The following is an 11,381-nucleotide window of genomic DNA, read 5'->3' as shown; positions in this document are numbered from 1 at the left end:
CACGTTATTGAAACCAAGGGGGCCTTGGCCTTCGTCAATTCAAACTATAAACAGGATTCACTTAGATGGGCAGCTTTACCTCGTTCGCAGTCTTTCTCTATTCCGCCATCGCACTGATTGTCCCCAGCGGCTTTTCTGTTGGCGCCATCCTGCTGTCCCTGGGCAGCTTCACGTTGGTCAACAAGCGCATCCGTTCCACCCTGAGCCGGGAAGATCGCCTGCTCATCGCGGTACTGGTGATCTACTTCGTGGTCACCGTGGCCATGCACCTGTTCCACCACGAAAGCCTCAAGGAATATGACCTGCCGCTGCGCTTCCTGCTGGCAGCCATGGCGTTGCTGCTGCTGCGGGCCTATCCGCCGTCACCGGCGAGCTTCTGGTCCGGTCTGATCCTTGGTGGTATCGGCTCGGGACTTTTCGCCGGCTGGCAGTACTTTTCGCATAACCTGCGCGCGACCGGCTACACCAATGCCATCCAATATGGCGACATCAGTTTCATCATCGGTATCCTCTGCCTGACCGGGCTCACCTGGGCGCTGCAGCAGCGCGCGGTACGGATCTGGCTGCCCTTGCTGATCGTGGGCGGTGTCATGGGCCTGTTGGGTTCCTTGTTTACCGGCAGTCGTGGCAGCTGGGTGGGCTTGCCGGCCTGCCTGCTGATCCTGTGTGTGTACTACAGCCGCTCGATCCAGCCGCGTTATGTGTGGGGCGGGCTTGCCGCGCTGATCGCAGCCATCGTCCTGGTCTTCACGGTGTTGCCGAGTTCGGATTACCGGGCGCGCGTGACGCTGGCCTTCTCCGAGGCCATGACCTACATGCACAAGAAAGATGCCGACACCTCCATTGGTACGCGCATGGAAATGTGGCGTACCGGCGCCATGGCGGCGGCGGAGTCGCCGTGGCTGGGTATGGGCAAGGCTGGTTTCGTGGCCTGGGAAAGCAAGCAGATCGAAGCGGGCAAGGTCAATCCGCTCATGTCAGGCAACAATCACGTCTACAACGAATGGCTCGATGCCCTGGTCAAGCGCGGCATCCCCGGCCTGCTGGTGTTGCTGGCACTGTACTTCGTGCCGCTGCGCCTGTTCATCGCTCATCTGAAATCAGCCTCCGAACAGGCCAGGCCCTATGCCGTGGGGGGCATTCTGCTGATCGTCAACTTCATCGGTTTCGGTTTTTCCCAAGTGTTCATGGCGCACAACTCCGGGGTGATGAGCCTGGGCTTTACCATGGTCATCCTCTGGGGGCTGCTGCGCGGCCAGGAAGAGGCGAACTGATCAGCGCCCCAGCTTCCTGCGCACGGCCGTGAGCAGGAAGCGGGCGTTCCAGTACAAACCTCTGGCATAGTGCCCGCGCTTGATCAGGAAGCGCGCATAGACCCGCATTTCCTTGTGGTTCAGCGGTGCCGGGTCCAGTGGCAGGTCGCTCCATGCCGACAGCGCGTGATAGCGCACATACAGCTCGCGCGCCGCATGTCCGCTCCAGTCTATCCAGGGCTTGACCAGCCCGGCGAAGTGGATGATGCGCGCATCACCTACCGGGCTCATGGCCTGGCGGCCTTGCTTGAGATCGGCGATCATGCTGTAGATGTAATTCCACTTCACCGGGATGTAGCGTGCCTGTCCATCCAGCACGATGTTGAGGGCATCCTGGTCGTTGAAGCTCAGTTTCTCCGGATTGGACACCAGGGCAAGGATGGCCAGCTCGCTGACCTTGTTCTTCTCCCAGGCGGGGATGTTGATGTAGAGCATGCCGGCATTGAAGTAACGCGGATGCTTCAGGCCCAGCACTGAATAGCGGCCGTCCCGTCCGTTGGCCGTTTCCCAGCCTACGTCATCGACCACCAGCGCCGTACTGTCCTCCAGATCCATCGTCATCAGTTCTTCCAGGTCGCCCACGCAGAGCATGTCGGCATCCAGGTAGAGCACGCGGTCGGTCTGGTCCTTGAGCGTGGCGGGTACGATCAGGCGGGTGAAGGTGGAGAGCGAATAGTAAGACTTGGCGATCATCTCGGCGAACTCCGCGAAGGTCTCCGGCGCTACCAGATGCGGCACGACCTTGATGTCGGGGTTGGCTTCGATGTTGCGCATCCGGCGCGCATTGTCTTCCGAGATGGCAAAGGCGAAGACGTGGAAGACGAAGCGACGCGACGGATTGTTGGCCACCAGCGAGGCCAGCATGGCCCCCATCGCGCGGAAGTAATGATTGTCGACGCAGAAGGCGACGTGCCACACCTCATCGTTGCGGGAGGAGGTGCGATGCGCTTGATTCTGGAGCATGGTTTCGGAAGAGTTCATGGTTCACCGGGTTGCGTGCACAGGCCTGCGTCTTACTTGGCAGCGCGCTTGCCCAGGTAGCGCAGATACCACTTCAGGCTTTCCAGCGGGCGTCCCTGGCGGTACATGAAGCGCGAGTGCATGCGTAGCTCCTTGGTATTGCGCGGCGCCTGGTCCAACGCCATGTCGGCCCAGGGTGAGATATCCAGATAGCGGCGGAACAGGGTGCAGGCCTCGTGCCGGCTCCATGCCGCCCATGGCTTCACGGCTCCGGCGAAGTGCACGAAGATGGCCTTGCCCACCGGCTTGAGGGCGAACTTGTTCACGTTCAGGTCGTGGATCAGGTCGTACAGGTAGTTCCACTTCGGTGAAACATGACGGGCATGGCCATTGAGGACGATGTTGAGCGCATCCTGATCGTTGAAGCGCATGTCGGTCTTGCTGTTGAGCAGGGCATCGAGCGTCTTGGGCGTAATCTCCTCGGCCAGCCATCTGGGAATATTGATGAAGATCACGCCGCCGTTGAAATACTCGTTGTGCGCCAGCCCCAGCGCCGCCACCCGGCGCTGCAGCGTGACCGGTGCATCCGGTACCACCACGGCGATCTCCTGCGAGATATCCATGTCCACCAGTTCATCGAGGCGATTGAAGCAGAGGATGTCGGCATCCAGGTAGAGCACCCGGTCGGTCACCTTGGCCAGTACCGTGGGAATGACCAGGCGCGTGAAGATCGACAGTGAATAGTGGGAATGGCCGAGGAAATGCGAGAACTGGGTGAAGTCTTCCAGGTTCAGCAGGTGCAACTCGGTCTTGACCCGATACATCGATTCCAGTTGCTTCAGGCGCCGCTGATGGTCTTCCGATACCTCGAAGGCCAGCACGTGGAAGGTGAAATGCTGGTCCGGATTATTGGCCACGATGGAGGCGATGGTGCCGCCCATGGCGCGGAAATAATTGTTGTCGACGCAAAAGGCGATATGGAAGGACGGCTTGCCATTCTCCGGTACCGCCATGATCTCTTGTTGGGTGGGGACGTTCATCAGATGGCTTTCATGACTTGTTCGACAGTCACCGCCTTGACCCAGTCGCGGCGGCCGGGCGCGGTGATGACGGTGCTATGGTCGCGGTCGACCGGCACCCACTCCGGATTCTTCTGGCGCATCAGGGCGATGACCGGTACCCGTACCGCATTGGCCAGGTGCATCACCGCCGTCTCCACCGAGATGATCAGATCGCAACAGGCGAGCATGGCCGGCAGCTGGAAGAAGTTTTCTTCGGCACTGAAGAGCTGGGTGCGCTGCAGGCCGTAACGGCCGATCACCTCGCGCGCATGGGCCAGTTCCTGCGGTACGGCGTTGACGATGAAGCAGGCATCTTCCCAGCCGGCGCGCGCCTGCATGGCCTGGATCAATGCGGCTACATGTTCCAGCGGCCAGCAGCGTTTCCTGGTCTTGGCATAGGGATTGATGAAGACCAGCTTGCCCTTGCGCGGCGCGAACTGCCACGCCTCCAGCTGGTCTTGCGCGTACTGGTGCCACTGCGCCGGGATATCGACAAAGGGGAAGCGTGCCGCGCCGCTGACGTCCAAGCCACTGAGCTGCTGGAACCAGTGCGCATAGACATCGCTGATGTGATGCTCCGGCGTGGTACTGCGATAGGGGGGCATGGCGGCATCGAGCTTGCGATACGCCAGCAGATGATGCGGCTGGAACAGCTTGACTGATTTCTTCATGCCCACCACCCAGCCTTCAGGGCTGATCTCGCGCGCCAGTGCTGCATACAGGTGCGGACGCAGGGTGGCCAGCGAGACCACGATGGGATAGTCCTCGCGGCGCGCCTCGGCGATGGATTCGCGATAGAGCTCAGGGCTGTAGGTGCGGGTATAGACCTTGGCGAAGAAGGGGCAGGCGGCGGTCCAGTCGTACAGGGCGTATTTCTTCAGGTGCGGCCACTGGTTTGCATCGGCCGTGCGCCTTACTTCGTCCACCCACAGATGGATCTTCATATGCGGGTTCTGCGCGGCAAAGCCCTTGAAGAAGTTCTGCAGGTAAGTGAAATCTCCCAGGGCCAGGTGGGCGATGAAAAGGATCTTGTCCGACTTCTGCAGCAGTTCTGCCGGGATCAGGGTGTCGTGTTGGTGCATGGTCAGGCGGAGGCTTCCTGTTGCTGGGAGAACTGCAGGCGGTACAGGTTGGCATATACGCCTTCCTTTTGCAGCAGCTCCTGATGGTTGCCAATCTCGGCGATCTGTCCATGCGAGAGCACCACGATGCGGTCGGCGCGTTCGATGGTGGACAGACGGTGGGCGATGACGAAGGTGGTGCGGCCCTGCATGAGCCGGTCCAGTGCGGCCTGTACCGCGCGTTCGGATTCGGTATCCAGGGCCGAGGTGGCCTCGTCCAGGATCAGGATGGGCGCATCCTTGTAGATGGCACGGGCAATGGCTACGCGCTGGCGCTGCCCGCCGGACAGGCGCGAGCCATTGTCGCCGATGCGGGTCTGCAGCCCGTCAGCCAGGCCCGCCACCACGTCGGTCAGGTGCGCGGCTTCCACGGCTGCCTCTACGCGCGCCGGGTCCGGCTGGGGATCACCATAGGCGATGTTGGCCGCGAGGGTGTCGTCGAAGAGCACCGTGTTCTGGTTCACCATGGCGATCTGCTGGCGCAGGCTGAGCAGGGAGATGGTTTCGATGGGGCGGCCATCGAGCAGGATCTCGCCGGAGGTAGCCGAGTAAAAGCCAGGTACCAGGCTCACCAGGGTGGACTTGCCGCCCCCGGACATGCCCACGAAGGCGATGGTTTCACCGGCCTCGACGTGCAGGTTGATGTTCTTGAGCGCCAGTTGTTCGTGGCCGGGATAGGCGAAACCGACCTCGACGAAGTCCAGCCGGCCGGTGGCACGTCCGCTGAGGGCTTGGCCGGTGGTGCGTTCGGTGGTCTTGTCGATGAGCTTGTAGACCTCTTCGGCAGCGGCCATGCCGCGTTGCAGGGGGCCATTGATCTCGGCCAGCTGCTTCAAGGGGGTGAGCAGCATCAACATGGCCGTGATGAAGGACACGAACCCGCCCACGGTGATCTGGCCATTGCCGGACTGGATCAGTGCCATGACGATGACCACGGCCACTGCGGTGGCGGTCATGAGCTGGGTGATCGGCACCGTCGAGGAAAACGCGGCCGTCATGCGCATGGTATAGCTGCGCAGGTTCTCGGCGCGGCGGTTGAAGCGTTCCTTCTCGTAGTCCTGGCCGCCGAAGATCTTGATGACTTGCTGGGCGCGCGTGGTTTCCTCGATCACCTGGGTCATCTCGGCATTGACCGCCAGCGAGTCGCGATTGAGTTTTTTCAGGCGCTTGCCGGTGGTACGCACCACGATGGTCACCAGCGGCAGCAGTACCAGGGTGACGATGGTCAGTACCCAGTTCAGGTACAGCAGCCAGGCCAGCAGACCCAGTACCGTCAGGGCCGAGCGCAGGATGGAGGTAAACACCTTGGTCACCATGTCGATGATCTGCTGCACCTCGAACATCATGGAATTGATGACCTTGCCCACCGTATTGGTGGCATAGAACTGCACCGGCAGGTCCAGCATGCGGGCGAACATCTGGCGCCGCAGTTCATTGAGGATGCGGGTGGAGACCCAGGTCATCATGTAAGAGCTGGTAAAGGTGGCGATACCGCGGATGAAGAAGATGCCGATCACCGCCGCCGGCACCAGCCACAGCGAAAAGGCCGGCTTGCCCACGAAGCCCTTGTCCAGCAGCACCTGGAAGATATAGGGCACCACCGGCTCGGTGGCCGCCGTGACGATCATGGCAATGAAGGCGATCGCCAGCCGCTTCTTGTAGGGCCAGTGCAGGGCAGCCAGGCGTTTCATGTTGTTGGACAGCATCGGGGGAATCCTTGCTTGCAGGTCGTGCAGAGACGAAAAAGAGAGATTATGCCGTGTTCGTTGGGCTGGCAGGCACTCTTGTCATCGATTTGCAGGGGCCGGTGGGGGCCGGAGAGTCGGTGTCACGGCAGTGCGCGGGGGTATTGCCGTGCCACCCGGGCTTTACATCAGGATGATGTCGTACTGCTCCTGCTGATAATCACTCTGCACCTGCAACGACACCGGCTTGCCGATGAAGTCCCCCAGCATGGCCAGGTGCTGCGATTCCTCTTCCAGGAACATGTCCACCACCACCTGCGAGGCCAGGATGCGGAATTCGCGCGGATTGAACTGCTTGGCCTCACGCATGACCTCGCGCAGGATCTCGTAGCACACCGTGCGCGGCGTCTTGACCTGGCCGCGCCCCTTGCAGGCCGGGCAGGTCTCGCAGAGGATATGGGCCAGCGATTCGCGGGTGCGCTTGCGAGTCATTTCCACCAGCCCCAGGGTGGAAAAGCCCGATACCGAGATCTTGGTGCGGTCGCGCTGCAGCGCCTTGCCCAGTTCGGCCAGCACGGCCTGGCGGTGCTCGGCGCTCTCCATGTCGATGAAGTCCAGGATGATGATGCCCCCCAGGTTGCGCAGCCGCAGCTGGCGGGCAATGGCATGCGCCGCTTCGAGATTGGTCTTGAAGATGGTGTCATCGAAGTTGCGACCGTTGACGAAGCTGCCCGTGTTCACGTCGATGGTGGTCATCGCTTCGGTCTGGTCAACGATCAGGTAGCCGCCCGACTTCAGGTCCACCCGGCGACCCAGGGCTCGCTCGATTTCCTCTTCCACGCCGTACAGGTCGAACAGCGGCCGCTCGCCGCGATAGTGCATCAGCTTGGGCAGCACCGAGGGCGTGTAGATGGCGCCGAACTCCTGCAGCATGTGGAAGTTCTCGCGCGAATCGACCTGGATGGTAGCGGTCTGGTCGGAAACGAAGTCGCGCAGCACCCGCTGCGCCAGCGACAGGTCCTGATGCAGCAGCGTCGGTGCCGGTTTGGTCTTGGCCTGTTTGATGATGGTGGCCCAGGTGGTGCGCAGGTATTCCACATCCATCTGCAGGTCGGAGTCGGACGCATCCTCGGCCATGGTGCGGATGATGAAGCCGCCTTTTTCTTCCGGCGGCAACAGCGCCTGCACCTTGCTGCGCAGGAGTTCGCGCTCGGCTTCGTTCTCGATGCGCTGGGAGATGCCGATGTGCTTGTCCTGCGGCAGATAGACCAGCATGCGCCCGGCAATGGAGATCTGCGTCGACAGCCGTGCCCCCTTGGTGCCGATGGGGTCCTTGATGACCTGCACCGTGATGGTCTGGCCATCGTGCAGCAGTTTCTCGATGGGAATGGCCGGCGCATTCTGACCATCGTGCGGACGGGCCTCCCAGATGTCGGCCACATGCAGGAACGCCGCACGCTCCAGGCCGATATCGATGAAGGCCGACTGCATGCCCGGCAGCACCCGTACCACCTTGCCCAGGTAGATGTTGCCGGCCAGGCCGCGCGAGAGGGTACGTTCGATGTGCAGTTCCTGCACGGCGCCTTGCAGGATCAGCGCCACGCGCGTCTCCTGCGGCGTGATGTTGATGAGGATGTCTTCGCTCATAGGATGCGCACGCCCGCTTGTTGTAATAGTTGAGCCGTCTCGAAGAGCGGCAGTCCCATGATACCGGAATGACTGCCCACGATATGACTGATGAACACCGAGGCCAGGCCCTGGATGCCATAGGCGCCGGCCTTGTCGTAGGGTTCCACCGTATTGCAGTAGGCAGCGATGGCCTGCTCGGTGAGCGGCGCGAAGCTGACGTCGGATTGCTGCACGATCTGCCAGACGTCGGTGTCCAGCCCGTGCGTCACGCCCACGGCCACGCTGGTCAAGACCTGATGCGTGCGGCCGGAGAGCAGGGTGATCATGCGCACGGCTTCATCGTGATCGGCCGGCTTGCCCAGGATCATGTCATCGACCACCACGGTGGTATCGGCCGAGAGCAGCGGGCGGTGCGGCAACTGGCGCAGGATCATGGTCTGCTGGGCGCTGTCGAGCTTGGCGCGGGTAACGCGGGCGACATAGTCCAGCGGGGCTTCGCCGGGCAGGACACTCTCGTCGACTTCCTTGTCCGAGAGCAGCAGTTCGAAATCGATGCCGATCTGGCGCAGCAGTTCGCGACGGCGCGGGCTTTTTGAGGCGAGGTAGATTTTGTGGTCCGCTTGTTTCATTGAGCCAGGGATGTCAAGAGCCGGTACCGGAAGGCCGGAAGCCGGCGGTGGACGCCGTCAGGCGCGGTGATACGGATGGTTCTGGGTGATCGACCAGGCGCGGTACAACTGCTCGGCCAGCATCACCCGCACCATGCCATGCGGCAAGGTCATGCTGGAGATGCGGATGAGCGTGTCGGCGCCGGCCTTGAAGCCGGGATCGAGCCCGTCAGCCCCGCCGATGACGAAGGCCACGTCGCGCCCGTCCTGCTGCCACTGCACCAGCTGCTGCGACAACTGCACCGAGGTCCAGTCGCGCCCGCGCTCGTCCAGCGCAATCACGCGCGCGCCCTTGGGCAGCGCCGCTTCGATCTTCTCGCGCTCCTGCGCCATCACGGTTTCCGCCGTGCGGCTGCCGGAACGTTCGACGGGTTTGATTTCCTTGAGGATGATCCGGCATTCCGGTGGCATGCGCTTGGCATACTCCTGGAAGCCGGTTTCTATCCACGCCGGCATCTTGTGGCCGACGGCCGCGATGACCAGCTGCATCAAGCCTTGCTGGAACGCTTGGCGGCCGGCTTCTTGGCGGTCTCGCTCTTGGCCGGTGCCACACGCACGGTCTTGCCGGTCGGGGTCTTGGGCGCTGCCGCCTTGCGAGGGCTGGCGGCCTTGCTCGTGGTGGTCTTGCTGCCGGCCGCGGTGCCACGGGTCGTGGTGGTCTTGGCCGCCGTGGTCTTGGTGCCGGTGGTGCGGGCCGTGCCGGCAGCGGCGCGGGTGCCGGTGGTGGCCGAGGTGGTACGGGGCTTGCGCGCCGGCTTCTTCGGTGCGTCCTCGTCGTCGTCCAGGGCCTGGCTGGCTTCGACCGCTTCGGCCTGGGCGCGGGTACGACGGGTCTTGGGGGCCGGGGTATCTTCGGCGGCGCGCTTGGCGGCGGCCGAGGTGCCGGTGCGCTTGGCCGCGCCCAGCTTGACTTCCTTGTCGCCCCAGATTTCTTCCAGACGGTAGTAGGTGCGGATGGCCGGCTGCATGATGTGCACGATCATGTCACCCAGGTCGACCAGCACCCATTCACCGGTGTCCTCGCCTTCAACGCTGACGACGTTGCCGCCCTTGGCCTTGACCTTGTCGCGCACCGAGGCGGCCAGCGCCTTGGTCTGACGGTTCGAGGTACCGGAGGCAATGGCCACGCGGTCGAACAGGCTGGTCAGGTGCGAGGTGTCGAAGATGCGGATTTCTTGGGCCTTGACGTCTTCCAGGGCGTCCACGACCAGGGTTTGCAGTTTTTTGATGTCCATTATTGAGTTCGGTACAGATGTTGTTGTTCGATATAGTCTAGCACCCTGCCCGGAATCAGCGAATCGGGTCGGGTGCCGCGTTGCAGCTGGGCACGGATTTCAGTCGACGAGATATCGACCGCCAGCCCGAGGGCCAGGTAGCCGTATCCGTGCGGGGTGCTGCGGATCTCTTGCGGCGCAGCGTTGCGTCGCTTGAATTCTTCTCTCACGGCCGGCGGCACGTGCGTGTCGGCCAGCGCGAAGCCAGGCCGCGAGGCGGCGCACAGGTGCGCCAGGTCAAACAGTTCCTGCCAGTGCTGCCAGGTGTCCAGATGCTGGAGCTGATCCGCGCCCATCAGGAACACGATGGACACCTCCGGTCCCAGTTCGGCCCGCAGGGCGCGCAGGGTATCGATGGTATAGGTCGCGCTGGCGCGACGGATTTCCTGCTCATCGATGACGACCGGTACCTGCTGGCGATCGAAGGCCCGCCGCACCATTTCCACCCGATCGGCCGCGGCGGCCTGCAAGCCGTGCTTCTGCCACGGATTGCCGGTGGGGATGACGCGCAGCTCGTCGGGCTGCAGCAACTGCACGAAATGCTCGGCCAGCAGGACATGGCCATTGTGCACCGGATCGAAGCTGCCGCCGAGCACGGCGATGCAGCGCTGCGCCGCAGGCAGCGCCATTACAGCCATTCCTTGTGCACCAGGAAGTCGGCATACAGCGCCGCTTCCGCACTGCCCGGCTCGGGATGCCAGTCATAGCGCCACTTTACCAGCGGCGGCATCGACATCAGGATGGATTCGGTCCGGCCACCGGATTGCAGCCCGAACAGCGTGCCCCGGTCGAAGACCAGGTTGAATTCCACATAGCGTCCCCGGCGATAGGCCTGGAAGTCGCGCTCACGTTCACCATAGGGCGTATCGCGGCGCGCCGCTACGATGGGCAAGTAGGCGTCCAGGAAGGCATCACCGACGCTGCGCTGCAGGGCAAAGGCTTGCTCGAAGGGCAGGGCGTTGAAGTCATCGAAGAAAATGCCACCGACACCGCGCGGCTCCTTGCGGTGCTTCAGGTAGAAATAGTCATCGCACCACTTCTTGAAGCGCGGATACAGGTCCTCGCCATAGGGCTGCAGCGCAGCGCGGCAGGTGCGGTGGAAGTGGACTGCATCTTCCTTCACACCGTAGTAGGGCGTGAGGTCCATGCCGCCGCCGAACCACCAGACTGCTTCTTCGCCTTCCGCATGGGTGGTGAAGAAACGTACATTCATGTGCACCGTCGGCACGTAGGGATTGCGCGGATGCAGCACCAGCGACACGCCCATCGCCTCCCAGGCCCGGCCCGCCAGTTGCGGGCGGTTGGCCGCCGCCGAAGGCGGCAGGTTCTTGCCCATCACGTGCGAGAAGCCCACGCCGCCGCGTTCGAGCAGGTTTCCTTCTTCCAGCAGGCGCGAGGTGCCGCCGCCACCTTCGGGGCGTTCCCACGAATCCGACAGGAAGGTCTTGCCATCGGCGGCTTCCAGGGCCGCGACGATGCGCTGTTGCAGGTCCTGCAGATAAGCCTTGACGGCGGCAGTGTTGGTGGAAGCGTTGGAATGGTGGGTCACGGCGGGTCGCTCTGATGCACGGTTACTGGACGGAAATGCGTTCCAACCCGCCATTGTACCTTGAGCGCCCCTGGCTGGGGCGCCAAAAGCCGCTCCGTGCGCCTTGTCGGGGCGGCCTTGT

The 11,381-nt window shown here is 62.7% G+C and carries 11 protein-coding genes; 1 reads left to right on the top strand and 10 read right to left on the bottom strand.

Annotated elements, in window-relative coordinates; all coding sequences use genetic code 11:
* Positions 1-65 precede the first annotated feature (65 nt).
* Complete coding sequence (locus ACODSZ_RS16000; protein ID WP_241820850.1) at positions 66-1,274, top strand: O-antigen ligase family protein; 1,209 nt, start codon at positions 66-68, stop codon at positions 1,272-1,274.
* Here ACODSZ_RS16000 and ACODSZ_RS15995 read toward each other — a convergent pair whose 3' ends face one another.
* The 10 genes from ACODSZ_RS15995 to hemF all read right to left on the bottom strand — a co-directional run bounded on the left by ACODSZ_RS15995 (position 1,275) and on the right by hemF (position 11,260).
* Complete coding sequence (locus ACODSZ_RS15995) at positions 1,275-2,294, bottom strand: glycosyltransferase family 8 protein (protein WP_488928030.1); 1,020 nt, start codon at positions 2,292-2,294, stop codon at positions 1,275-1,277.
* Between the two features lie 32 nt (positions 2,295-2,326).
* Positions 2,327-3,313 carry a glycosyltransferase family 8 protein gene (locus tag ACODSZ_RS15990; protein WP_488928029.1) on the bottom strand — a complete coding sequence of 329 codons (987 nt, stop codon included), beginning with the start codon at positions 3,311-3,313 and terminating at the stop codon, positions 2,327-2,329.
* Positions 3,313-4,416 carry a glycosyltransferase family 9 protein gene (locus ACODSZ_RS15985; RefSeq protein WP_488928028.1) on the bottom strand — a complete coding sequence of 368 codons (1,104 nt, stop codon included), beginning with the start codon at positions 4,414-4,416 and terminating at the stop codon, positions 3,313-3,315. The genes ACODSZ_RS15990 and ACODSZ_RS15985 overlap by 1 nt, the downstream gene beginning before the upstream one ends.
* Before the next feature lie 2 nt (positions 4,417-4,418).
* Positions 4,419-6,161 carry a lipid A export permease/ATP-binding protein MsbA gene (msbA, locus tag ACODSZ_RS15980; protein WP_241820846.1) on the bottom strand — a complete coding sequence of 581 codons (1,743 nt, stop codon included), beginning with the start codon at positions 6,159-6,161 and terminating at the stop codon, positions 4,419-4,421.
* Between the two features lie 162 nt (positions 6,162-6,323).
* Positions 6,324-7,787 (bottom strand): ribonuclease G, encoded by a 1,464-nt coding sequence (gene rng, locus ACODSZ_RS15975; RefSeq protein ID WP_008331299.1) that lies wholly within the window; start codon positions 7,785-7,787, stop codon positions 6,324-6,326.
* Positions 7,784-8,398 (bottom strand): Maf family protein, encoded by a 615-nt coding sequence (locus tag ACODSZ_RS15970; protein ID WP_008331290.1) that lies wholly within the window; start codon positions 8,396-8,398, stop codon positions 7,784-7,786. Before ACODSZ_RS15970 ends, rng begins: the two co-directional genes overlap by 4 nt.
* Before the next feature lie 57 nt (positions 8,399-8,455).
* A complete protein-coding gene (gene rlmH / locus ACODSZ_RS15965) occupies positions 8,456-8,926 on the bottom strand; it encodes a 23S rRNA (pseudouridine(1915)-N(3))-methyltransferase RlmH (protein ID WP_006464668.1) in 471 nt (156 codons plus the stop codon).
* Positions 8,926-9,672 carry a ribosome silencing factor gene (gene rsfS / locus ACODSZ_RS15960; RefSeq protein WP_488928027.1) on the bottom strand — a complete coding sequence of 249 codons (747 nt, stop codon included), beginning with the start codon at positions 9,670-9,672 and terminating at the stop codon, positions 8,926-8,928. Before rsfS ends, rlmH begins: the two co-directional genes overlap by 1 nt.
* Positions 9,672-10,340, bottom strand: coding sequence for a nicotinate-nucleotide adenylyltransferase (locus tag ACODSZ_RS15955; RefSeq protein ID WP_488928026.1), 669 nt, complete (start codon positions 10,338-10,340; stop codon positions 9,672-9,674). The genes rsfS and ACODSZ_RS15955 overlap by 1 nt, the downstream gene beginning before the upstream one ends.
* Positions 10,340-11,260: an oxygen-dependent coproporphyrinogen oxidase gene (gene hemF, locus ACODSZ_RS15950; protein ID WP_175344012.1), complete on the bottom strand. Its 921-nt coding sequence runs from the start codon at positions 11,258-11,260 to the stop codon at positions 10,340-10,342. The genes ACODSZ_RS15955 and hemF overlap by 1 nt, the downstream gene beginning before the upstream one ends.
* Positions 11,261-11,381: the final 121 nt, after the last annotated feature.

It is taken from the genome of Herbaspirillum sp. FG34 (assembly GCF_057809315.1).
Note: the sequence above shows the minus strand (reverse complement) of the source record. Positions and strands in the feature narration are given on the sequence as shown.